The sequence below is a fragment of the Zemynaea arenosa genome (assembly GCF_004614185.1).
In the GTDB taxonomy this organism is placed as follows: Bacteria; Pseudomonadota; Gammaproteobacteria; order Burkholderiales; family Burkholderiaceae_D; genus Telluria; species Telluria arenosa.
This window is the reverse complement of sequence record NZ_SPVF01000117.1, coordinates 16,791-39,684: the sequence shown is the minus strand read 5'-3', so window position 1 is coordinate 39,684 and position 22,894 is coordinate 16,791. Positions and strand designations below refer to the sequence as shown.

23 protein-coding genes, 1 tRNA gene and 1 pseudogene are annotated in these 22,894 nt (G+C 63.9%); 6 read left to right on the top strand and 19 right to left on the bottom strand.

The window, feature by feature from the left end; translation table 11 throughout:
- A pseudogene (locus tag E4L96_RS08870) lies at nt 1-1,012 on the bottom strand (hypothetical protein); the annotation flags it as partial.
- A 129-nt stretch (nt 1,013-1,141) separates the two neighbouring features.
- Between E4L96_RS08870 and E4L96_RS08865 the strand changes: the two are divergent.
- Complete coding sequence (locus E4L96_RS08865) at nt 1,142-1,894, top strand: substrate-binding periplasmic protein (protein WP_135206854.1); 753 nt, start codon at nt 1,142-1,144, stop codon at nt 1,892-1,894.
- 19 nt (nt 1,895-1,913) lie between these two features.
- On the opposite strand, the gene E4L96_RS08860 is transcribed toward E4L96_RS08865, so the two are convergent.
- The 5 genes from E4L96_RS08860 to E4L96_RS08840 form a co-directional block, all read right to left on the bottom strand.
- Nucleotides 1,914-1,990, bottom strand: a tRNA-Arg gene (locus E4L96_RS08860).
- A 46-nt stretch (nt 1,991-2,036) separates the two neighbouring features.
- Nucleotides 2,037-3,389, bottom strand: coding sequence for a phosphoglucosamine mutase (gene glmM, locus E4L96_RS08855; RefSeq protein WP_135206853.1), 1,353 nt, complete (start codon nt 3,387-3,389; stop codon nt 2,037-2,039).
- Nucleotides 3,390-3,432: 43 nt separating this feature from the next.
- Nucleotides 3,433-4,263: a dihydropteroate synthase gene (gene folP, locus E4L96_RS08850; RefSeq protein ID WP_135206852.1), complete on the bottom strand. Its 831-nt coding sequence runs from the start codon at nt 4,261-4,263 to the stop codon at nt 3,433-3,435.
- A 69-nt stretch (nt 4,264-4,332) separates the two neighbouring features.
- On the bottom strand, nt 4,333-6,213 hold the full coding sequence (ftsH, locus tag E4L96_RS08845; RefSeq protein ID WP_135206851.1) for an ATP-dependent zinc metalloprotease FtsH: 1,881 nt from the start codon (nt 6,211-6,213) through the stop codon (nt 4,333-4,335).
- 231 nt (nt 6,214-6,444) lie between these two features.
- The gene (locus E4L96_RS08840) at nt 6,445-7,095 is read right to left on the bottom strand and encodes an RlmE family RNA methyltransferase (protein ID WP_135206850.1); all 651 of its coding nucleotides are present in this window, start codon (nt 7,093-7,095) and stop codon (nt 6,445-6,447) included.
- Nucleotides 7,096-7,139: 44 nt separating this feature from the next.
- Here E4L96_RS08840 and yhbY point away from each other — a divergent pair, with 44 nt between their 5' ends.
- Nucleotides 7,140-7,610, top strand: a complete 471-nt coding sequence (gene yhbY / locus E4L96_RS08835) for a ribosome assembly RNA-binding protein YhbY (RefSeq protein ID WP_135206849.1) — start codon at nt 7,140-7,142, stop codon at nt 7,608-7,610.
- 33 nt (nt 7,611-7,643) lie between these two features.
- Here the strand turns inward: yhbY and E4L96_RS08830 are convergent, their stop codons facing one another.
- The 4 genes from E4L96_RS08830 to carA all read right to left on the bottom strand — a co-directional run bounded on the left by E4L96_RS08830 (nt 7,644) and on the right by carA (nt 13,050).
- Complete coding sequence (locus E4L96_RS08830) at nt 7,644-8,057, bottom strand: DUF4149 domain-containing protein (protein WP_167758640.1); 414 nt, start codon at nt 8,055-8,057, stop codon at nt 7,644-7,646.
- 8 nt (nt 8,058-8,065) lie between these two features.
- Entirely contained in the window at nt 8,066-8,548 is a 483-nt protein-coding gene (gene greA / locus E4L96_RS08825) for a transcription elongation factor GreA (protein ID WP_135206847.1), read from the bottom strand.
- 107 nt (nt 8,549-8,655) lie between these two features.
- Nucleotides 8,656-11,880 (bottom strand): carbamoyl-phosphate synthase large subunit, encoded by a 3,225-nt coding sequence (gene carB, locus E4L96_RS08820; RefSeq protein ID WP_135206846.1) that lies wholly within the window; start codon nt 11,878-11,880, stop codon nt 8,656-8,658.
- Nucleotides 11,881-13,050: a glutamine-hydrolyzing carbamoyl-phosphate synthase small subunit gene (gene carA / locus E4L96_RS08815; protein WP_135206845.1), complete on the bottom strand. Its 1,170-nt coding sequence runs from the start codon at nt 13,048-13,050 to the stop codon at nt 11,881-11,883.
- 272 nt (nt 13,051-13,322) lie between these two features.
- Between carA and E4L96_RS08810 the strand changes: the two genes are divergently transcribed.
- The gene (locus tag E4L96_RS08810) at nt 13,323-13,748 is read left to right on the top strand and encodes a hypothetical protein (RefSeq protein ID WP_135206844.1); all 426 of its coding nucleotides are present in this window, start codon (nt 13,323-13,325) and stop codon (nt 13,746-13,748) included.
- A gap of 17 nt (nt 13,749-13,765) precedes the next feature.
- Here the strand turns inward: E4L96_RS08810 and E4L96_RS08805 are convergent, their stop codons facing one another.
- The gene (locus tag E4L96_RS08805) at nt 13,766-14,398 is read right to left on the bottom strand and encodes a nucleotidyl transferase AbiEii/AbiGii toxin family protein (RefSeq protein WP_135206843.1); all 633 of its coding nucleotides are present in this window, start codon (nt 14,396-14,398) and stop codon (nt 13,766-13,768) included.
- A gap of 6 nt (nt 14,399-14,404) precedes the next feature.
- The gene (locus E4L96_RS08800; RefSeq protein WP_135206842.1) at nt 14,405-14,887 is read right to left on the bottom strand and encodes a helix-turn-helix domain-containing protein; all 483 of its coding nucleotides are present in this window, start codon (nt 14,885-14,887) and stop codon (nt 14,405-14,407) included.
- Between the two features lie 138 nt (nt 14,888-15,025).
- Here E4L96_RS08800 and E4L96_RS08795 point away from each other — a divergent pair, with 138 nt between their 5' ends.
- The 3 genes from E4L96_RS08795 to E4L96_RS08785 are packed head-to-tail and all read left to right on the top strand — an operon-like array spanning nt 15,026 to nt 17,206.
- Nucleotides 15,026-15,949, top strand: a complete 924-nt coding sequence (locus E4L96_RS08795) for a patatin-like phospholipase family protein (protein WP_135206841.1) — start codon at nt 15,026-15,028, stop codon at nt 15,947-15,949.
- A gap of 14 nt (nt 15,950-15,963) precedes the next feature.
- Nucleotides 15,964-16,368: a GlcG/HbpS family heme-binding protein gene (locus E4L96_RS08790; RefSeq protein ID WP_135206840.1), complete on the top strand. Its 405-nt coding sequence runs from the start codon at nt 15,964-15,966 to the stop codon at nt 16,366-16,368.
- 52 nt (nt 16,369-16,420) lie between these two features.
- On the top strand, nt 16,421-17,206 hold the full coding sequence (locus E4L96_RS08785) for an MGMT family protein (RefSeq protein WP_135206839.1): 786 nt from the start codon (nt 16,421-16,423) through the stop codon (nt 17,204-17,206).
- Here the strand turns inward: E4L96_RS08785 and E4L96_RS08780 are convergent.
- Genes E4L96_RS08780 through pstC form a run of 7 tightly spaced genes read right to left on the bottom strand, consistent with a single transcriptional unit; the run spans nt 17,200 to nt 22,890 of the window.
- Nucleotides 17,200-17,574, bottom strand: coding sequence for a VOC family protein (locus E4L96_RS08780; RefSeq protein ID WP_135206838.1), 375 nt, complete (start codon nt 17,572-17,574; stop codon nt 17,200-17,202). The genes E4L96_RS08785 and E4L96_RS08780 overlap by 7 nt on opposite strands.
- Before the next feature lie 14 nt (nt 17,575-17,588).
- Nucleotides 17,589-18,869, bottom strand: a complete 1,281-nt coding sequence (gene phoR / locus E4L96_RS08775) for a phosphate regulon sensor histidine kinase PhoR (RefSeq protein ID WP_135206837.1) — start codon at nt 18,867-18,869, stop codon at nt 17,589-17,591.
- The gene (phoB, locus tag E4L96_RS08770; RefSeq protein ID WP_135206836.1) at nt 18,866-19,555 is read right to left on the bottom strand and encodes a phosphate regulon transcriptional regulator PhoB; all 690 of its coding nucleotides are present in this window, start codon (nt 19,553-19,555) and stop codon (nt 18,866-18,868) included. The genes phoR and phoB overlap by 4 nt, the downstream gene beginning before the upstream one ends.
- Nucleotides 19,542-20,258, bottom strand: a complete 717-nt coding sequence (phoU, locus tag E4L96_RS08765; protein WP_135206835.1) for a phosphate signaling complex protein PhoU — start codon at nt 20,256-20,258, stop codon at nt 19,542-19,544. The genes phoB and phoU overlap by 14 nt, the downstream gene beginning before the upstream one ends.
- Before the next feature lie 27 nt (nt 20,259-20,285).
- The gene (pstB, locus tag E4L96_RS08760) at nt 20,286-21,035 is read right to left on the bottom strand and encodes a phosphate ABC transporter ATP-binding protein PstB (RefSeq protein ID WP_135206834.1); all 750 of its coding nucleotides are present in this window, start codon (nt 21,033-21,035) and stop codon (nt 20,286-20,288) included.
- Nucleotides 21,032-21,907 carry a phosphate ABC transporter permease PstA gene (gene pstA, locus E4L96_RS08755; protein WP_135206833.1) on the bottom strand — a complete coding sequence of 292 codons (876 nt, stop codon included), beginning with the start codon at nt 21,905-21,907 and terminating at the stop codon, nt 21,032-21,034. The genes pstB and pstA overlap by 4 nt, the downstream gene beginning before the upstream one ends.
- The gene (pstC, locus tag E4L96_RS08750; RefSeq protein ID WP_181017603.1) at nt 21,904-22,890 is read right to left on the bottom strand and encodes a phosphate ABC transporter permease subunit PstC; all 987 of its coding nucleotides are present in this window, start codon (nt 22,888-22,890) and stop codon (nt 21,904-21,906) included. Before pstC ends, pstA begins: the two co-directional genes overlap by 4 nt.
- Nucleotides 22,891-22,894 lie beyond the last annotated feature (4 nt).

The following is a 22,894-nucleotide window of genomic DNA, read 5'->3' as shown; positions in this document are numbered from 1 at the left end:
GCGCCTCTTGAGCGGCGATTCGTTCCTTCTCGCGTTGGCGCGCCTCTTCTGCGGCCTTGCGTTCCTGTTCACGCTTGCGGGCGTCCTCGGCGGCTCGGCGCTCCTGCTCGCGCTGATTCGCGGCTTCGGCAGCGACGCGCTCTTGCTCGCGCTTGCGGGCATCCTCAGCAGCCAGCCGTTCCTGCTCACGTTGGCGCGCCGATTCGGCGGCGATCCGTTCCTGCGCCAGCTGGCGAACCGCTTCTGCGGCGCTCCGTTCCTGCTCCTGCCGGCGGGCTGCTTCAGCGGCGATCCGCTCTTGCTCCTGCTGGCGTGCTGCTTCAGCGGCGACCCGCTCTTGCTCCTGCTGGCGGGCTGCCTCGGCGGCGATTCGCTCCTGCTCGTCCTGTTGGCGCTCGGCCTCTTCCGCAGCCGCCAGTTCGGCCGCACGCGCCCGCTCGGCGTCCTCGTCGCGCATCTGGTCCGTGCCCGAACCGCCCTCCGCCCCGTCCTGCGCAGCAGTGCGGTCCAGCGTCTTCTCCGCAGACTCCTCCGGTGAAGGCAGCGGCACCTTGAACGCGGACTCCACCGCATCCTGCGCGATCACACGCAGCGCCGGCTCCTTCTTGGCCACTCGAGGGGTACTCACTCTGTGGGCCGGCCGCGGCCTCCGGGCAGGAGCAGCTGGCGGCACCGGCGGCGGTGTGTAGGCGAAAACGGTCAGCCCCTGCACATCCTTGTAAGCCGGCCGGGCGTCGGGCTTACTCTCGACAGGGGAAACAACCGCCACTGGCACATCAGGCAGCTTAAGCGGCGCGGCCGGCACCGGCGGCACCGCCGGCATGGCTGGACCGGGCGGTGCATCCATCAACCGTACCGTGATCGCCCCCGGCTGCAGATCCGGCAGCGCCAGCGAAGCCACCCCGAACTGCAGCATCAGCAACAGCGCATGGACGAGCAACGACACGCCGAGGCCGATTGCCAGCCGCCGTCGCACCGGGTCCTGCAAGGCACTGTCCGCTTCGTCGCGCACAACTCATCCATATCAATGGCTCAGCGAGACAGCATAGCCGTTTCTGCCCCCCGATGCGAGTGTGCACGGCTGAGAAACTTCGGCGCGATCAGCTACCCGTCCGCGTGAATTTTCCGTCACAATGCACCCATGAATTCCGGTTACCGTGCTCTCGCCTTCGCCGCCCTGCTCGCTGCGGGCCCCGTCCACGCCGCCCCGCCCCTGGAATTGATGGTCGAAAACGCCGCGGCCCCGTGGTCCGGCAGCGACGGCACCGGCTACGCCAACGACGTCGTGACCGCCGCGTACGCTGCGATCGGAGTCGACATCAAGCTGATCCTGGTGCCCTACGCCCGCTGCAAGGCGTACGTGATGACCGGTCTGGTGGCCGGCTGCTTCAACATGTCCCCTGCGCCCGAGCAAGCCGGCAAGGTGAAGCTGGCCGATGTGCCCCTGTTCCGCGTCTGGCCACGCTACTACGAAAATCCGAAGCACCCCGTCCACGCCCGGTCGGAGGCGCAAGTGCGTCCCGGCACCCGCGTCGGCATCGTCAACGGCTACGAATATCCCGATTCCCTCCACGTCATGGAGGCGCGCGGCGTCATCCTCGACCGTGCGAACACGGAGGCGGGCAATCTCAAGAAACTGGAAGCGGGCCGCATCGACCTGGCGATCATTATGGTCGACCAGATCAAGACCGGCGAGCGCATGCTGCATGACGCCCAGGTCGGCCACCTGGCGGTGGCCTTCGAAGCGCATCCGATGGGCTCCTACATCGGCTTCAGCCAGACGCACCCGAACGGCGAGCACGCGCGCGAGCTGTTCAACCGCGGCTACCGCATCATCAGCGCCAACGGCAAAAAGAAGGAGATCATGCGCCGCTGGAACATCGGGCGCGAATAGTCGGGCACTGCGGCGGGATTGGCCTGCCCAGCTGGGTTCGAACCAGCGACCTACGGCTTAGAAGGCCGTTGCTCTATCCAGCTGAGCTATGGGCAGATTGAAAGGGAGCAGGATTATACCCTGCCCCCTGCGCGAAAGAGACTCAGGCGGCCTGCTGTTCGAGCATGTCCGCCAGGCGGCGCGCCATCGCTTCGGCGTGCTTGGGATCCTTGGCTTCGACCATCACGCGGATCAGCGGTTCGGTGCCCGATGCGCGGATCAGGACGCGGCCGGTGTCGCCCAGCTCCTGTTCGACCTTGGCTTTCTCGGCCACCAGCGCCTCGGACTTCTGCCAGTCGAACCCGGCCGTCACGCGCTTGTTGATCAGGGTCTGCGGGAACAGGGTCAGGTCGCCGCAGCACTGCGCCAGCGACTGGTTCGAGCGCTTGAGCGCCGAGAGCACCTGCAGCGCCGAGACGATGCCGTCGCCGGTGGTGTGCTTGTCCAGGCACAGCAGGTGGCCCGAGCCCTCGCCGCCGTACAGCCAGCCACGCTCCTGCATGACTTCCAGCACGTAGCGGTCGCCGACCTTGGCGCGCGCGAAGCCGATGCCCATTTCCTTGAACGCGACTTCGAGCGCCATGTTGGTCATCAGGGTGCCGACCGCGCCCTTGACCGGGCCCACGGCCATGCGGTCCTTGACCATCACATACAGCAGCTCGTCGCCGTTGTAGATGCGGCCCGAGCCGTCGCACATGATCAGGCGGTCGGCGTCGCCGTCCAGCGCGATGCCCAGGTCAGCCTTGTGCTCGACCACCCCCTCCGACAGCGCCTTCGGCGAGGTCGCGCCAAAGCCGGCGTTGATGTTGAAGCCGTCCGGCTTGACGCCGATGGAAATCACCTCCGCGCCCAGTTCGTGGAACACATGCGGGGCGATGTCGTACGCCGCGCCATGGGCGCAGTCGACCACGATCTTCAAACCGCGCAGGTCGAGCTCGTTCGGGAAGGTGCTCTTGCAGAATTCAATGTAGCGCCCGCCCGCGTCGCGCAGGCGGGTCGCGCGACCCAGCTTGTCCGACGGCACGCAGCCCATCGGCTGGTCGAGCGCCGCCTCGATCTCCAGTTCCACCGCGTCCGGCAGCTTGGTGCCGTGTTCCGAGAAGAACTTGATGCCATTGTCCTGGAACGGATTGTGGGACGCCGAGATCACCACGCCCGCCTGCAACCGCAGCGCACGGGTCAGGTAGGCGATGGCCGGGGTCGGCATCGGCCCGGCCAGCATCACGTCCACGCCCGCCGCCGAGAATCCGGCCTCCAGCGCCGCTTCCAGCATGTAGCCGGAGATGCGCGTGTCCTTGCCGATCAGGACCGTGGGACGGCCGCTGGCGGTGCTGGTGGCAGTCTTGACCAGCGTTTTGCCGGCGGCGTAGCCGAGGCGCATGACGAAATCCGGGGTGATCGGGGCTTCGCCGACCAGGCCGCGGACGCCGTCCGTGCCGAAATATTTACGTCCCATATTGTGTGTTCTCGTGTGTTGTGAAAGGGAGTGCGGAAACGGTTCAGGCGCAGGCGTGCCAGACCTTCAGTGCATCGACTGTTTCCGCAACGTCATGCACGCGCACAATTCTAGCGCCATGCGCCACCGCAGCCAATGCCCCGGCGAGGCTGCCCGCCACGCGCTGCTCGACCGGCTTGCCGGTCAGCGCCCCGATCATGGACTTGCGCGACAGGCCCGCCAGCACCGGCAGGCCGAGTTCATCGCGCATGCGGCCGATGGCGCGCACCAGGGCCACGTTGTGCTCCAGCGTCTTGCCGAAGCCGAAGCCGGGGTCGATGCAGATGCGCTCGCGGTCGATACCCGCGGCCGTCATCTCGTCCACGCGGGACCGCAGGAAGGCGATCACCTCGCCCACCACGTCGTCATAGTGCGGGTCCTGCTGCATGGTGGCCGGGTCGCGCAGCATGTGCATCAGGCATAGGCCGCAGTCGGAATCGCGCACGGCCTCGATGGCGCCCGGTGCGCGGAAGCCGTTGATGTCGTTGATCATGTCCGCGCCCGCCAGCACGGCTTCGCGCATCACCTCGGGCTTGTACGTATCGATCGACAAAGGCTTGTCGAGCTCGCGCAAGGCGTAGATCACCGGCATCACGCGGCGCAGCTCTTCCTCCAGCGGCACCACGGGCGCCCCGGGGCGCGAGGATTCGCCGCCGATGTCGATCATGTCCACGCCCTGCTCGATCATCTGTTCGGCATGGGTGACGGCGAACTCCAGCGAGGCGTGCCGGCCGCCGTCCGAAAACGAATCGGGCGTCACGTTCAGGATGCCCATGACCACGGCCTTCTTATCGAGATTGAAGCCGAACCGGCCGCATTGGAGGTATTGACGCATAGATAACGATATGAAAACAAAAAAGGGCGGAGCCGCAGCCCCACCCTTCCTCAGGCAAACACAGTCAAATCAAGCCGGTGCCGGTGCGTTCTGCACGCCGCCCTGACCCGGATCGCTCGGCGGACGCTTGGTCAGCAGGCTGACCTTCGGCGGACGCGGCTCGTTACCGGCCATGATATCGTTGATCTGCTCCGCATCCAGGGTCTCCCAGTCGAGCAGCGCCTTGGTCATCATCTCGACCTTCTCGCGGTTCTCTTCCAGCAGGCGGCGCGCCAGAGCGTACTGGCCGTCCAGGATCGCGCGGATCTCGGCGTCCACCTTCTGCTGGGTGGCCTCGGAGATGGTCTTGGTGCTGCCGCCGAAGAAGCCTTCGTTCTCCGAATCCTCGTACACCATCACGCCCATCGCGTCCGACATGCCGAACCGGGTCACCATCGAGCGCGCCAGCTTGGTCGCGCGGGCGAAGTCGTTCGAGGCGCCGGTCGACATCTGGCCCACGAACAGCTCTTCCGCGATGCGGCCGCCGAACAGGATCGAGATTTCTTCCAGCATCTTGTCCTTGTAGCCGGACAGGTTGTCATGCTCGGGCAGCTGCCAAGTCAGGCCCAGCGCATAGCCGCGCGGCATGATCGTGACCTTGTGGACCGGGTCAGCCTTGGGCAGCAGCTTGGCGACCACCGCGTGGCCCGACTCGTGGTAGGCCGTGTTGCGGCGCTCTTCCTCGCGCATGACCATGGACTTGCGCTCCGGACCCATGAAGATCTTGTCCTTCGCATCCTCGAAGTCGTTCATCTCCACCAGGCGCTTGTTGCGGCGCGCGGCGAACAGGGCGGCTTCATTGACCAGGTTGGCCAGGTCCGCACCCGAGAAACCCGGGGTCCCGCGGGCCAGCACGTCCGCCTTCACGTCCGACGAGATCGGCACCTTGCGCATGTGGACATTCAGGATCTGCTCGCGGCCGCGGATGTCCGGCAGGCCGACCATCACCTGGCGGTCGAAGCGGCCCGGGCGCAGCAGCGCCTTGTCCAGCACGTCAGCGCGGTTGGTCGCAGCCACGACGATGGTGCCCGAAGTCGCCTCGAAGCCGTCCATTTCGACCAGCAGCTGGTTCAGGGTCTGCTCGCGCTCGTCGTTCCCGCCGCCCATGCCGGCGCCGCGATGGCGGCCGACCGCGTCGATCTCGTCGATGAAGATGATGCACGGCGAATGCTTCTTGGCGTTCTCGAACATGTCGCGCACGCGGGACGCACCCACGCCGACAAACATTTCGACGAAGTCCGAACCGGAGATCGAGAAGAACGGCACCTTGGCTTCGCCGGCGATGGCGCGCGCCAGCAGGGTCTTACCGGTACCCGGAGGACCGACCATCAGCACGCCGCGCGGGATGCGGCCGCCCAGCTTCTGGAATTTGCTCGGGTCTTTCAGGAATTCGACGATCTCGCCGACTTCTTCCTTCGCTTCGTCGCAGCCGGCGACGTCGGCAAAGGTCACGGTGTTGTTCGATTCATCCATCATGCGCGCCTTCGACTTACCGAAGGAGAACGCGCCGCCCTTGCCGCCGCCCTGCATCTGGCGCATGAAGAACACCCACACGCCGATCAGCAGCAGCATCGGGAACCAGCTGATGAAAATCTGGGACAGGAAGGACGGTTCTTCCGGCTGGCGCACGTCGAAGTGCACGCCGTTGTTGACCAGGTCCGAAATCAGGCCACGGTCCAGCAGCGTCGCGGTGGTGTGCACGCGCGTGTCATCCGTCTTGGTGGCGGTGATGCTGGTCCCTTCGATCACCAGGTCCTTGACGCGCTTGGCTTTCACATCCTCGATCAGATCGGAGTACGCGATGGGCCGGGCGCCGCCGGCCGACGAGTGCGTGTCGAACTGCTTGAACAGCATAAACAGCAGCAAGAGCACGACCACCCAGATGGCGGACTTGGAAAACATATTATTCACGAATACTCCTTCGATGCGGGCGCATCTTTACCCTATGACACACACGCCGATTCTACTCGTATTGGCGTACCTGTGCCATGCAGCAGCCGGAAACGCCCCGAAAACGACGAAAAACCCTGCAAAAAGCCATGGAAAATGGCAAAACAGCGCTTTTGACAACCTCCCCGCCGGAGAGGTTCACGCAGGGTTCGCAAGGGATGTGCGGCTGGGACGAGAAAAATCAAGGGCGGATCAGGCGTCGGCCGGATGTTTCAGGCCCCGCCCCAGCAAGAAGATCTCGGACGACTTGTCGCGGCTGGCCTTCGGCTTCTTCTGCTGGACCACCTTGAACTCGGTGCGGAACTTTTCGACGATCTGGGTGAAGCCCATGTCCTTGAAGCATTTGACCAGCAGCGCGCCTTCCGGCTTCATGTGCTGCTGGGAGAATTCGATGGCCAGGTCGATCAAATGCTCCATCCGCGCCGCGTCGGCGGTCGGGATGCCGGACAGGTTGGGCGCCATGTCGGACAGCACCAAGTCCACCTGGCGCCCGGCCAGGATCTCGTCCAGCTGGGCCACCACCTCTTCTTCGCGGAAGTCGCCCTGGATGAAGTGCATGTCGGCGATCGGCTCCATCGGCAGCATGTCCAGCCCGATGATGGTGCCGTTGATCCCGCCGTCCTTGCCGCCCGCGAGCTTGCGGCGGGTGTACTGGCCCCAGCTGCCCGGCGTGCAGCCCAGGTCCACGATCACCTGGCCGGGCTTGATCAGCTTGGCCTCTTCGTCGATTTCCTTGAGCTTGTAGGCGGCGCGGGCGCGGTAGCCCTCCTTCTGCGCCAGCTTCACGTACGGGTCGTTAATGTGGTCGTGGATCCAGTTTTTGTTGAATTTGTTCTTGGCCATTCGCGTAGAATACTGCTTTTAAAGCTTTATCGAAAAAGATAACCATGATTTCCCTCACCCCCGTCGAGCGCAGCGCCCTGCGCGCCGAAGCCCACGCGCTCAAGCCGGTCGTCATGATCGGCGAAGCGGGCCTGACTCCCTCCGTGCTCAAAGAAATCTCGGCCAGCCTGGATGCGCATGGCCTGATCAAGATCCGCGTCTTTGGCGACGACCGCGAGGCGCGCATCGCCATGTACGAACAGATCGTGGCCGAGATGGACGCGGCGCCGGTGCAGCACATCGGCAAGCTGCTGGTGATTTATCGTCCGAAGAAGGACGAAGCCAAGGCACGTAGTGGCAAGACGGGCAAGGGGATGCGTGAGGTCACCATCGTCAAGCCGTCGCCGTCGGGGCGCAGCAAGCCGACCGTCACCAAGGTTCTCCTGAAGGGGAATGAGCGCGTGACCGCCGGCGGTTCCATCAAGCGCGCGAAACCGCGCCAGACCAGCCAGAAAAAGTCCGCACTCGGCAAATGATTTTTGGGGATATCACGTGATATCCCCTACTCATTATCGCGTGCGCTTCACCAGAAGCCACGCGAGGACGCACTCGATCCCGTAGAACACCGTCGACCCCAGATGCAATAGACCGAATTCGGTCTTCAGGCCGGCGGTGAGCACCCCGCCGTTGGCCGCCATCTGCGCCTTCAGCTCCTCCATCAGCGGCACCAGGCCAAAGCGCTGCGTCAGCGCACAGGCCAGCATCCCCAGCACGATCCCGCGCACCGCCTTGGACGGCTGCGCAATCAGCAGCAGTGCTGCGCACCCGATCGCAATGTAAGCCTCCGTGGCGAACAGCGAGGTCACGCCACGTCCCGCGGTGGCGCGGTCCAGCGTCGCGAAGAACTGCCAGGCGATCAGCGCCCCGCCCCAGAGCGCGCCCGCCCACAGGGTGGCCGCAAAGAGGTGGAGGCGCTGGATCACAGGGGCGCTCAAACGTAGCGGACTTCGAGGATCTCGTACTCGCGCGGGCCGCTCGGGGCCTGCACTTCCACCACGTCGCCGGCGTACTTGCCGATCAGCGCGCGGGCGATCGGCGAAGTCACCGAGATTTTATTGAGCTTCAGATCCGCCTCGTCGATGCCGACGATCTGGTAGCTCACGTTGGCGCCGGACTCCAGATCTTCCAGGTCCACGGTCGATGCGAACACCACGCGGCCTTCGGCGTCCAGCGTGGACGGGTCGATGATCTGGGCGGAGGACAGTTTGGCCTCCAGCTCCGCGATGCGGCCTTCCACGAAGGCCTGGCGTTCCTTGGCCGCGTCATATTCCGCATTCTCCGACAGGTCGCCGTGCGAACGCGCTTCGGCGATGGCCTCGATGACGTTGCGGCGTTCCTTGGTTTTCAGCTGGTGGAGTTCTTCGCGCAGCAGATCCGCGCCCACTTTGGTCAGCGGCGTCGTTGTCGTATTCATGGTGTATCTCTTGGCTTATCAAATGAAAACCACAGAGCGCGCGGCAAAGGCCGCACGAACTCTGTGGCTTGGGTACTGCTCAGGTACGCAATGGTACCCGGTTCTGGCTAGTTTAAGGTTTTATGCAGGCCTTGTAAATCGTACACCCGCAGCTCGTCCAGATGCCGCATGCCCTGCACTGCCGCTTCCGCGCCGGCGATGGTGGTGTAGGTCGTCACGCGTTCGGCCAGCGCCGAGGTGCGGATCGTACGCGAGTCCGTGATGGCGGAGCGCTTCTCTTCCACCGTGTTGATGACGAGGGCGATCTCGTGGTTCTTGATCATGTCCACCACGTGCGGGCGGCCCTCCAGCACCTTGTTCACCGCCTGCACTTCGACACCCGCCGCCGCGATCACGGCCGCTGTGCCCTTGGTGGCGCAGATCTGGAAGCCCATCTTGGCGAGGTCGCGGGCCACGGCCACGGCACGCGGCTTGTCCGAGCCCTTCACGGACAGGAACACCTTGCCCGATTCCGGCGTCGGCAGCTTCACGCCTGCCGCCAGCTGCGACTTCACGAAGGCTTCGCCGAAGGTGTAGCCCACGCCCATGACTTCACCGGTGGATTTCATCTCCGGACCGAGGATGGTATCCACGCCCGGGAATTTGGCGAACGGGAACACCGCTTCCTTGACGCTGAAGTACGGCGGCACTACTTCCTGCGTGACGCCCTGTTCCGCCAGCTTCTGGCCGACCATGCAGCGCGCGGCGATCTTCGCCAGCTGCAAGCCGGTGGCCTTGGAGACGTACGGCACCGTGCGCGAGGCGCGCGGGTTCACTTCCAGCACGTAGACGACGTCCTGCCCGTCCTGGTGCTGGATCGCGAACTGCACGTTCATCAGGCCGACTACGTTGAGGGCCTTGGCCATCAGGGAGGTCTGGCGCTTCAGTTCCGCGATCGTTTCGGCCGACAGCGAGTACGGCGGCAGCGAGCACGCCGAGTCGCCCGAGTGCACGCCCGCCTGCTCGATGTGCTCCATCACGCCGCCGATGAAGGTGGTCTCGCCATCGGAGATGCAGTCGACGTCGCACTCGATCGCGTCGTTCAGGAAGCGGTCCAGCAGCACCGGCGAATCGTTGGAGACCTTGACCGCTTCGCGCATGTAGCGCTCCAGGTCGCGCTGCTCATGGACGATCTCCATCGCGCGGCCGCCCAGCACGTAGGACGGGCGCACCACCAGCGGATAGCCGATCTGCTGCGCCAGTTCCAGTGCTTCCGGCTCGGTGCGCGCGGTGCGGTTGGGCGGCTGGCGCAGGCCCAGGTCCTGCAGCAGCTTCTGGAAACGCTCGCGGTCTTCGGCGGCGTCGATCATGTCCGGCGAGGTGCCGACGATCGGCACACCGTTCGCTTCCAGGTCCAGCGCGAGCTTCAGCGGGGTCTGGCCGCCGTACTGCACGATCACGCCGACCGGCTTTTCCAGGTCCACGATTTCCAGCACGTCTTCCAGCGTCAGCGACTCGAAGTACAGGCGGTCCGACGTGTCGTAGTCGGTGGAGACGGTCTCCGGATTGCAGTTGACCATGATGGTCTCGTAGCCGTCCTCGCGCATCGCCAATGCCGCATGCACGCAGCAGTAGTCGAATTCGATGCCCTGGCCGATGCGGTTCGGGCCACCGCCCAGCACCATGATTTTCTTCTTGTCGGTGGGGTTGGACTCGCACTCCTCGTCGTAGGTCGAGTACATGTAGGCCGTATTGGTGCCGAATTCTGCGGCGCAGGTGTCCACGCGCTTGTACACCGGGCGGATGCCGTCCGCATGGCGGCGCGCGCGGATGGTGGCGGCGTCGGTCTGCAGCAGGTAGGCCAGGCGGCGGTCCGAGAAGCCCTTCTGCTTCAACTTGTACAGGGTCGGCTTGTCGATGTTCTCGAGTTTCTGCGTATCGAGCCACAGCTCGATGTCCACGATCTCCTTGATCTGCACGAGGAACCACGGGTCGATCTTGGTGAGGTTATGCACCTCGTCCAGCGTGAAGCCCTGTGCGAAGGCGTCACCCACATACCAGATGCGTTCCGGCCCCGGCGCGCCCAGTTCCTCTTCCAGCGTCTCGCGGTCGATGGTCTTCTGGTTCATGCCGTCCACGCCCACTTCCAGGCCGCGCAGCGCCTTCTGGAAGGACTCCTGGAAGGTGCGGCCCATGGCCATCACCTCGCCCACGGATTTCATCTGCGTGGTCAGGTGCTTGTCGGCAGCCGGGAATTTTTCGAAGGCGAAGCGCGGGACCTTGGTCACCACGTAGTCGATCGAGGGCTCGAACGAGGCCGGGGTCGCGCCGCCGGTGATCTCGTTGCGCAGCTCATCGAGGGTGAAGCCGACAGCCAGCTTGGCCGCCACTTTCGCGATCGGGAAGCCGGTCGCTTTCGACGCCAGTGCGGACGAACGCGAGACGCGCGGATTCATCTCGATGACGATCATGCGGCCGTCCTTCGGGTTGATCGCGAACTGCACGTTGGAGCCGCCCGTGTCCACGCCGATCTCGCGCAGCACCGCCAGCGAGGCGTTGCGCATGATCTGGTATTCCTTGTCGGTGAGCGTCTGCGCCGGGGCCACGGTGATCGAGTCGCCGGTGTGCACGCCCATCGGATCCAGGTTCTCGATGGAGCAGATGATGATGCAGTTGTCCGCCTTGTCGCGGACCACTTCCATCTCGTACTCCTTCCAGCCGAGCAGCGACTCTTCGATCAGCAGCTCGTTGGTCGGCGAGGCTTCCAGACCGCGCTTGCAGATCGCCTCGAATTCTTCCGAGTTGTAGGCGATGCCGCCGCCCGTACCACCCATGGTGAAGGACGGACGGATGATGGTCGGGAAGCCCATCTCGCGCTGCACGACCCAGGCTTCGTCCATCGAGTGGGCGATGCCGGAGCGCGCGGACCCCAGGCCGATCTTGGTCATCGCTTCCTTGAACTTGGAGCGGTCCTCGGCCTTGTCGATGGCTTCCGGCGTGGCGCCGATCAGCTCCACCTTGTACTTGTCCAGCACACCGTGACGGTGCAGATCCAGCGCGCAGTTGAGCGCCGTCTGGCCGCCCATGGTCGGCAGGATCGCATCCGGGCGGTCCTTCTCGATGATGCGCTCGACCGCCTTCCAGGTGATCGGCTCGATGTAGGTGACGTCCGCCATTTCGGGGTCCGTCATGATGGTCGCCGGGTTCGAGTTGACCAGGATGACCTTGTAGCCCTCTTCGCGCAGGGCCTTGCAGGCTTGCGCGCCGGAGTAGTCGAACTCGCAGGCCTGGCCGATGACGATGGGGCCCGAACCGATGATCAGGATGCTTTTGATATCACTACGTTTTGGCATTTACTTTTTCTCCGCGGCTTCCATCATCGAGATGAAGCGGTCAAACAGGTAGGCGACGTCCATCGGGCCGGGCGAGGCTTCCGGGTGACCCTGGAAGCAGAAGGCCGGCTTGTCGGTGCGGGCGAAGCCCTGCAGCGAACCGTCGAACAGGGACACGTGGGTGACCTTGCAGTTGGCCGGCAGCGTGGCCGCATCGACGGCGAAGCCGTGGTTCTGGGACGTGATCAGCACCTTGCCCGATTCGAGGTCCTGCACCGGGTGGTTGGCGCCGTGGTGGCCGAACTTCATTTTCAGCGTCTTCGCGCCCGAGGCCAGCGCCATCAGCTGGTGGCCGAGGCAGATGCCGAAGGTCGGGATGCCGCGCTCGATCAGTTCCTTGGACGCGGCGATCGCGTAGTCGCACGGTTCCGGGTCGCCGGGGCCATTGGACAGGAAGATACCGTCCGGGTTCAGGGCCAGCGCGTCGGCGGCGGAGGCTTGCGCGGGCAGCACGGTGACCTTGCAGCCGCGCTCCGCCAGCATGCGCAGGATGTTGTACTTGATGCCGTAGTCGTAGGCGACCACATGGAAGCGCTCTTCTTCCGGTTTGAGCTCAACGACGCCGACGCCCAGCTTCCATTCCTTCTTGCGCCACACGTAGGGCTCCTTCACCGACACCACCTTGGCCAGGTCCATGCCGTTCAAGCCCGGGAAGGACTTCGCCAGTTCCAGCGCCTGGGCCACGGACGGCTCGGCGCCCTGCACCCCGGTCAGGATCGCCCCGGCCTGCGCGCCCTTCTCGCGCAGGAGGCGCGTGAGCTTGCGGGTGTCGATGCCGGCGATAGCCACGATGTTCTCGGCCTTCAGGTAGTCGGACAGGGTTTGCGTGGAGCGGAAATTGGAAGCCAGCAGCGGCAGATCCTTGATGATCAAACCGGCGGCGTGGACGCGGGTGGCTTCGACGTCTTCGGGGTTCACACCGTAGTTGCCGATGTGCGGATACGTCAGGGTGACGATCTGGCGGGAATAGGAAGGATCGGTGAGGATTTCCTGATAGCCCGTCATGGCGGTGTTGAAGACAACTTCGCCAGTGGTGTGGCCGGCAGCGCCGATGGAGATGCCTTTGAAGATGGTCCCGTCAGCGAGCGCCAGGACGGCGGGTACGGCAGGGCCAGAAAAAAATGGCGGCAAGGGTAACTCCTGTAATAGTTACCGTAGCAACGCCACGTCAGACCGACAGCACCAGGAAACCGCGCGCATATTCGGCACAGGCTGGGCGTCTGTTGAATGATGGGAGGTGTGGTAGGCGCTACGGTCGTGTATCGGATGGCTAAACCTGCTAATTGTAGCCGAATTAGAACTTCGCCGCAATGCAGCACGGAGATTTGCTTTACAGCGGGAAGTCGCGGCTTTACATTCTTTCGCTAGGGTTACTCAACACTACTTCGAAAGACGACCGCACCATGGCTACGATCATCACCTTTGGCAAGGATACTCCTCTCGAACGTCCGGACCCAGGCGGACGCGCAGCGGTGTTCGTGCCGCACAACGATGCGGACGAGACGGTGCGGGACGCGGTCAAGAACGGCTCAGGCTGCGTGGGCTTTGGCAATCCGGACGGGACGCTGACGGTCTACTTCGAGAACAACAAGTTCAACGATTCGGCGCTGCATCTCTGGCAGAACAAGTGCTTCAAGGCCTACGACCGGATGACCAAGGGCGCGCCCACGGTCAACAAGATCACCGCCGACGCCGGCAACTTCGTGCAGATCGGCTTGATTGAATCCAGCGAGATCCTGGTCACCGAAATGGCCCAGCTGCGCAAGTGGCTCGAGAAGTGGAACATGATGGACACCATGCCGGCCGACGCGCAGATCTACGCCAACTGACCGGTAAGAAAGATGGATTAACCGATGCTGGCCAGACTGGACTTCACGATTGTGATCGCGGCTTCGTAGGCCAGTGCGTAGTCCAGCGTAGCCAATTCCTCGAACTGCCGCTTCTGGAGCTCCGAAGGCATGTCCAGCTGCGCGAGAATCGTGGCGCGGTGTCGCACCAGGAACGGAGCGGCGACCGCCAGAGCGGCGGGCTCCCTTTCAGCGAGCATGGCGAAGTCAAAAATATCGCGGGCGGTCAGGCGGTCGCCGCGGTGCCAAAACTTCTTGGCGATGATTTCGGCGGAGGTTTCAACCTTCACCGAGCGCCCGAGCAGCACCTGTTCAATGTAGGGATCCACGGTCAGATTTGGCGACGCGACGAAATCGATCTCCCCTTCCGGCAAAAACAGCTTGACGAAGTTCGCGGTCTCCACGTAACGCGTTGTCAGCGCTTCCGCATGCGCACTCAGCCTGGGTGTGACGTAACCCAGAGCCTGAGGATCAGGCACAAAGATGTCGATATCTTTGCTGATCCTGTGGTGGTGACGGAGCATCAGTACGGTTCCGCCACCGAACGTCCAGTAGAGGTGTTTCGTGCCTTCTCGCCGCACATGGTCAATGAGCGTGAGTGCGTGCCCGAATAGGACTTCCCACTCGTTCATGATTGCTCACCAGACGGACCTGCGCGTCTTCAGCTCAACTGCCCAATTGCCCACATTCTGCCAAATCGTCCGCTCGTCGGCGTCGGAATCGCCCTGCGCGGCCTCGTGAACCGCCCTGACGATCAGCTGTAACGGCGCCTCCTCAAGAAGTGTCATGAGATGGGGCTGATATTCCGTGCGGGCCTCTCCCGACTGCAGCATTTGGGCTAAGGTCTCTGGACCGAGAACCTTTTTGTAACTCGTGCTGGCTGTCTGCGCAGCCAGCCTGAGAGCATATTCCAACCCCTTGGCCGGCTGTGCCGCCAAGTCCAGGCCCAGAATGGCAAGCAAATTCATCAGCTTCACGTAGCCGAGATCGGTCAGCGTTCCGTTCTCAATCTGGTTGACCGTGGTCCGAGACAACTCAGCCATTTTGGCCAGTTGTTCCTGCGTCAGTCCGAGCATCTGACGCTGTGCCCTGATCCTTTGCCCGAGTTCGGCTAGCCGCATGACAAACCCTCGAAGACGTTCAGTATATTGAACATTATACGCGCGTCGCGTATGGACACCAGGGGCACATCCCCCACGCGGCTGCGTTAGCCATCGGGTACAATCTGCGGCTCAAATTTCAGCATACCGATCGCACATATGCACGCACGACGTTTATTCATTGCGGCTCTCGCTGCTGGCGTACTGACGGCGTGCGGCTCAGGGCCACAGCCGGCGCCGACGCAAACGGCGCAACCGGCGCAGCCGCTGCCGCCTCTCCCACCCCGCAAGATCAAGATCGGCCTCGCCCTCGGCGGCGGCGCCGCGCGCGGGTTCGCGCACATCGGGGTGATCAAGGCGCTCGAAGCGCAAGGCATCAAGCCGGACATCATCGTCGGCACCAGCGCCGGCAGCGTGGTCGGCGCGCTGTACGCCTACGGCTACGACGGCTTCAGCCTCCAGCGCATCGCCATGGATATGGACGAAGCCACCATCTCCGACTGGGCCATCCCCTTCTTCACCAAATCCTCTGGCGTGCTGAAAGGCGAAGCGCTGCAGGATTACGTGAACAAGTCGGTCAAGAACACGCCGATGGAAAAGCTGAAGGTGCCCTTCGGCGCCGTTGCCACCGACCTTAAGACCGGCCAGCCGATCCTGTTCGTGCGCGGGAACACCGGCCAGGCCGTGCGCGCCTCGTCTTCGGTGCCGGGCGTATTCCAGCCCGTGAGCATCGGCAGCAAGGCCTATGTGGACGGCGGCCTGGTGGCTCCGGTCCCAGTGCGCTTCGCCAAAGAGATGGGCGCCGACTTCATCATCGCGGTGAACATCTCGACCCAGACCGACACCCAGGCCACCCAGAGCAACCTGGACGTGCTGATGCAGACCTTCAGCATCATGGGCCAGCGCCTCAATGCGTTTGAGCTCAAGGAAGCCGACGTGGTCATCCAGCCCGCGCTGGGCACCATGAAGAGCCAGGACTTCCAAGGCCGGAACAACGCCATCCTCGCCGGCGAGCAAGCCGCCGCGCAGGTCATGAACCAGTTAAAAGCCAAGCTGGCCGCCAAGCGCCAGCCCCAATCATAAAAAGGAAAAACACCATGCAGACCAAGCCCGTCCTCACCCTCGACGACGTGAAGAAAATCGCCGCTGCCGCCGAAGCGGAAGCGCTGGCCAACAAGTGGAACGTGGTGATCTCGATCGTCGATGACGGCGGCCACCTGATGTGGCTCCAGCGCATGGACGGCGCGGCGCCGATTTCTTCGCACATCGCGCCCGCCAAGGCCACCACCGCCGCGCTGGGCCGCCGCGAGTCGAAGATCTATGAAGACATGATCAACAACGGCCGCATGTCGTTCCTCTCGGCGCCGCTGCTGGAAGGGATGCTGGAAGGCGGCGTGCCGATCGTCGTCGACGGCCACACCGTCGGCGCGGTGGGCGTCTCGGGCGTCAAGTCCGCCGAAGACGCGCAGATCGCCAAGGCCGGCATCGCGGCCCTCGGCTGAAGCCCGGTATGGGCGCACTGGCGCCCATGGCCCAAGCTGCAGAATAGGCCAGATGAGTTCCCTGTCCACCACCGGCGTCGTTCGTCACCTGTATCGAAAGATCCAACATGGCCAACCCATGCAGGAATCGGTGCCCGGCACAGCCATCACTTGCGTTGCCGGACTGGGTATCGTTGAGGACGCGCACGCAAACCGCCTGAGCCCGCGGCAGATCCTCATCACTTCCGAAGCCGAGCTTGAGGAATTGGGAATCCCGCCAGGCGCCCTGCGGGAAAACATGGTGATTGCCGTGCAGGATCCGGCTTTGCTCAGGCCTGGTTCCGCCATCCTGACCTCCGGTGGCGTGGAGATCGCATTGACGATGTATTGCGAGGCGTGCGCACGCATCCGCTCCGTCATTCCTGACCTGAAGCGCATGTTTCACAGGCGCGGCGTCCTGGGGCGCATCGTTGCGGGAGGCGTGCTGGCCCCCGGTGACGGGCTGTCGCTGGTCGCGGCAAAGTACCCGTCCTGGCCCGATTCTCCGCTCAGCAGGTTTCACCAATTCGTGTCAATGATTCCACCGGGTCGGGTGCTTCGCTATCGGGATGTCGCCATCGGCATGGGGGTGGCCGATAGTTTCGTGCGAGCCATGCCTGGCTACATCAGGCGCAGCGTTGGCCACGGGCTGCCATTGCATCGAATCGTCACGGCGACAGGAGCCTTGCCCCACATCGTACCGATGCAGGAACAGCTACTCGCGGCGGAAGGCGTTGTCCGACGGGTGCCGGACCTGCCCGGAGTGCAGTCCGTTGATCTGCTGACTTACCTCTGGCAGGGGGAGCCAAACAATCACTGACCGTGGAACACGGCCTCGATGTTGTTCCCATCCGGGTCCATCAGGAAGGCGCCGTAGTAGCCCGGGTGATAGTGCTCCCGCAATCCGGGCGCGCCGTTATCGCGGCCGCCCGCTGCCAGGCCCGCCTTGTAGAAGGCATCCACTTCGGCCTGCGAGGCCGCACGCCACGCCAGATGCGCGCCGCTGGTCTCAGGCAGGCGCGCGACCAGCCACGTATCCGGCGCACCGTCCTTCGCCAGCCCGACGATCCGCACACCGTCATGCTCGAAATCGTGCGCGACCGCATAGCCCAGCGGCGTGAGCGCCGCCTCGTAGAATTTCAGGGACTTCTCGATATCGGAAACGCGAAAGGTCATGTGATCCAGCATGGCGTTCTCCTTGATCAGGCCTGCTTGAAAGTGGCGATGAAGCTGCTGCCCTGCCCCGGCTCGCTGTGGATGGACAGCGTCCCATTATGCCGCAGCAGCACGTGCTTGACGATCGCGAGGCCCAGCCCCGTCCCCTGCGTCTCGCGCGAGCGGCTCTTGTCCACGCGGTAGAAGCGCTCCGTGAGCCGCGCAATATGCTTGGCCTCGATGCCGATGCCGGTGTCCTTCACCTCGTATTGCAGCCCTTCCGGCACCGCGCGCCAGCTGATGTGGACCTTGCCGCCCGCAGGCGTATAGCGCACCGCGTTCGACGCCAAGTTGGCAAAGGCGCTGCGCAGCTCCTCCGCATTGCCCATCATGTCAGGCGCGTCGACCTCGGACGTGATCTCATGCTTGCCGCCCGAGAGCGCGCGCGCCTCGGACACCACGTCGTCGATCACCGCGCGGATATTCACCTGCTCCGCGCGCAGCGGATAGTCCACCGACTCCAGCCGCGACAAGGTGAGCATGTCCTCGATCAGCCGCTGCATGCGATGACCCTGCTCCACCATCAGCTTCACGTGCGCCGCCCGCGTCTCGGCATCCAAAGACGGCTCGCTGGCTGCAATCTCCAGGAAGCCGACAATCACCGTCAGCGGTGTGCGCAGCTCGTGCGATGCATTCGCGATGAAGTCGCGCCGCATCTCCTCGATCCGCTCGGTCTCGGTGGCGTCGTGGGTGACCAGGATCTGGCGGCGGCTCTCGAACGGAATGATCTGCGCGATCAGCTTGCGCCCGCGGAAGGACAGCGTGAGCGGCTGCTCGTACCGCCCCAGCACCACGTAGTCGATGAAGTCTGGATGCCGCACCAGGTTCGTGACCCGCATGCCGCGGTCCTTGTCCAGCTTCAGACCGAGGTGCTGCTCGGCGGCCGGATTGCACCACTCAAGGAACAGCACATCGTCCATGATGGCCACGCCGTCCGGCAGCAGCTTCATGGCCTGGCGGAAGCGCGTCAGCCACTCGGTGAGTTCGGCCTGGTTGCGTTCGTCCTCGCGGCGCAGACGGTACAGGCGTGCGAACACGCCGGTCCAGGCGCCCCAGCCGTCGGGCAGGCGGGTGGATGTGGGCTCGTCCAGCCAGTTGCCGAGTGCATTGAGGTAGTAGAGCTGCGTGAGGAGGAAGGCGCAGAGGATCAGCGCCACCACCGCCAGCCCTTCGAGCGGAGACGAGATCCAGGCGACGAATACGCCCGCCGCGATCACCAGCAGCAGCCGAAGAATGGCGGGAATCCAGAAAAGGAGCTTCGGGTTCATTTATCGGACAGCATATATCCGACCGAACGCACCGTGCGAATCAGCTTGTCCGCCTCCTTCAGCGCCTTGCGCAGCCGGAGCACGTGCACGTCCACCGTGCGCTCCTCGATCACCACATGGTCGCCCCACACCTTATCGAGCAGCTGGCTGCGCGAGAACACCCGCTCCGGATGCGTCATGAGGAACTTGAGCAGCTTGAATTCCGCATGCCCCATGTCCACCCGCTCGTCATGCACCGTCACTGCCATCGACACCGGATCGAGCCGCACGCCGCCGAAGCTGATCGGCTCCATGCCCTGGTCCGGCGCCTTGCGCCGCATGAGGGCCTTGGCACGGGCCAGCAGCTCGCGCGGCGAGAATGGCTTGGTCACGTAGTCGTCCGCGCCCGTATTCAGTCCCGCGATCTTGTCCTCTTCCATGGACTTCGCGGTCAGCATGATGACCGGGATATCCTGGAAGTGCCGGTCCGACCGGATGCGCGAGAGCAGCCGCAGGCCGCTCTGGTCGGGCAGCATCCAGTCCAGCAGGATCAGGTGCGGGATGCGTTGCGTGATCGACTCCCACGCTTCGGCGGTACTCTGCACGGACTGCACGTTCCAGCCGGTCTCGCGCAGGGAAAAGGTCACCAGTTCGATGATCGCCGGTTCGTCTTCGACGATGAGGACAGTGGTCTTATCGCTCGCCATCGCTCACCTGGTCCGGCAGTTCGGGCAGCACCTTGGCATGGCGGATGTCCTTCCCGTCCACCACATAGATCACGTATTCGGCGATGTTCTTGGCATGGTCGCCGATCCGCTCGATGGCCTTGGCCACCCACAGCGTGTCCAGCGCGGACGAAATGGTGCGCGGGTCTTCCATCATGAAGGTGATCAGGGTGCGCATGATCTGGCGGAATTCATGGTCCACCACCGTGTCCTGCGCGATGAGGGCGAGCGCCTGCCGTCCGTCCAGCCGCGCGAAGGCGTCCAGCGCATCGTGCAGCATGGCCGAGGTGGAGGCCGAGATGGCGCGCACGATCTCGTAATGGTTGATGCTCACCGGCCCGCGCGCGTGCATGTCGCGCGATGTGCGCGCGATCTTGGCCGCTTCGTCGCCGATGCGCTCCAGGTCCGTGATCACCTTCACCGTCGCCATCACGGTGCGCAGGTCGTTGGCGGCTGGCTGGCGCTTCACGATCAAGTGGCTGCAGGCGTCGTCCAGCGACAGCTCCAGCTGGTTGACGGTGTCGTCCTCCGCGATCACGCGCTCGGCGCGCTCCGCGTTCCCGATGCGGAAGCAGGTCATCGCATCGATGAACTGCGTCTCCACGATCCCGCCCATCTGCAGCACCTTGGAGCGGATGGTCTCGAGTTCGTGGTCGTACTGCTTGGAAGAGTGTTCCCCAATCATGATGTCGTCCTTGTTCTTGTAATGGTATCAGCCAAAGCGCCCGGTGATGTAATCCTGGGTCTCTTTGCGGTGCGGGTTCATGAAGATCTGGTCGGTCTCGCCGAATTCCACCAGCTCACCGAGGTACATATAGGCCGTGTAGTCCGAGCAGCGCGCGGCCTGCTGCATGTTGTGGGTGACGATGGCGATGGTGTAGTCCTGCTTGAGCTCCGAGATCAGCTCCTCCACCTTGGCCGTGGAGATCGGGTCGAGCGCGGAGGTCGGCTCGTCCAGCAGCAGCACATCCGGCTTCACGGCCACGCCGCGCGCGATGCACAGGCGCTGCTGCTGGCCGCCGGACAGGGACAGGCCCGATTTATTCAGCTTGTCCTTCACTTCGCCCCACAGCGCGGCCTTGTTGAGGGCCCATTCCACGCGCTCGTCCATCTCGCCCTTGGACAGGTTCTCGTACAGCCGTACCCCGAAGGCGATGTTGTCGTAGATGGACATCGGGAACGGCGTCGGCTTTTGAAACACCATGCCCACTTTCGCGCGCAGCATGTTCACGTCCATGCCCGGTTCCAGGATGTTGCGGCCGCGGTAGACCACCGCACCCTCGGCGCGCTGGCCGGGGTACAGGTCGTACATGCGGTTCAGGGTGCGCAGCAGGGTCGATTTGCCGCAGCCGGAGGGGCCGATGAAGGCGGTGACCTGGCGGTCGTGGATATCCAGGCTGACGTTGTGCAGGCTCTGGGTCTTCCCGTAGAAAAAATTGAGGTTCTGGACTTGGATGCTCATTGCGGTGCCTTCTGGCTGAATACGGTGCGCGAAAGGATGTTCAGGGCGAGGACGCTGAAGGTGACGAGCAGCGCTCCACCCCAGGCCAGCGCGCGCCAGTTGTCGTAAGGGCTCATGGCGAACTGGAAGATCACGTATGGCAGGTTGGCCATCGGTGCGTTCATGTCGGCGCTGAAGAACTGGTTATTCAGGGCCGTGAACAGCAGCGGCGCGGTCTCACCGGAAATGCGGGCGACGGCCAGCAGCACGCCGGTGACGACGCCTGCCTTCACCGCGCGCAGGCGCACCATGGTGGCGACCTTCCAGCGCGGGGCGCCGAGCGCGAACGCGGCTTCCAGTAGCGAGTTGGGGACCAGCTTGAGCATGTTGTCCGTGGTCCGCACCACCACCGGAATCGCGATCAGCGACAGCGCGATTGATCCCGCATAGCCCGAGTAGTGCTTCACGTTGGCCACGTACAGCGCATACACGAACAGGCCGATCACGATGGAGGGCGCGGACAGCATCACGTCCGTGACAAAGCGCGTTACCTGTGCGACCTTGTTGCGCTCCCCGTATTCGGCCAGGTAGATCCCGGCCAGAATGCCGATCGGCGTGGACACGAGCGTGGCCAGGCCGACCATGACGAGTGAACCGAAGATGGCATTCATCAAGCCGCCACCATCGCTGGTCGGCGCGGGCGTGACCTCGGTGAAGAGCCGGAACGACAGCCCATCGAAGCCCTTGACCAGCAGCGTCCCCAGGATCCACAGCAGGAAGAACAGGCCGAGCGCCATGGCGGCGATGGACAGCGCCATGCCGATGCGGTGCCAGAACAGCCTGCGGCGGTAGACCGGGTTTTTGGAGGTCGGGTTCTGGACCAAATCCTTCATTTGACACCCTCCCGGCGCGACATCCCGGCCAGCATCAGCTTGGCCGCGGACAGCACAATGAACGTGATCGCAAACAGGATCAGCGCCAGCGCATACAGCGAGGACACGTGCAGCGTGGACTGCGCCTCCGCGAACTCGTTGGCGAGCGTGGAGGAGATCGAGTTCCCCGGTGCGAACAGGGACTTCTGCAGATCGTTGGCGTTACCGATGACGAAGGTGACCGCCATGGTCTCGCCGAGCGCGCGGCCCAGGCCCAGCATCACGCCGCCGACCACGCCGTTTTTCGTGTACGGCATCACGACCTTGCGCACCACTTCCCAGCGGGTGCAGCCCAGGCCATATGCGGACTCTTTCAAGACAGCGGGCACGATCTCGAACACGTCCCTCATCACGGAGGAGATGAAGGGAATGATCATCACGGCCAGGATGATGCCCGCCGCGAGCACGCCGATGCCCATCACGGGGCCGCTGAAGAACGGGCCGATGATGGGCAACTGGCCGATGGTGCTTTTCAGCGCGGGTTGAATATGGTCAGCGAAAAACGGGGCGAACACGAACAGCCCCCACATGCCGTAGATGATGGACGGGATCCCCGCCAGCAGCTCGACCGCGGTGCCCATCGGGCGGCGCAGCCACACCGGGCAGATCTCGGTGAGGAACAACGCGATGCCGAAGCTGACCGGGAAGGCCAGCAGCAGCGCGATCGCCGAGGTGACCAGGGTGCCGACGATGGCGATCAGTGCGCCGAATTCCTCGTTCACCGGGTCCCAGTTGGCGGTGGAGATGAACTTGGGACCGAAGTGCTCGAACGCCGGGAGGGCGCCGTGGACCAGGGACACGATGATCCCCAGAAGGACCAAAAGCACCGATACTGCGAACAGCATGGTGACTTTGTGGAAGATGAAATCTTGAAGGCGCTGCGTCTTCATGGTGGACTGCATGCGCGCTTCGGCTAGCTCTTGGGCCGGGGTAGTGAGTTCCATCACG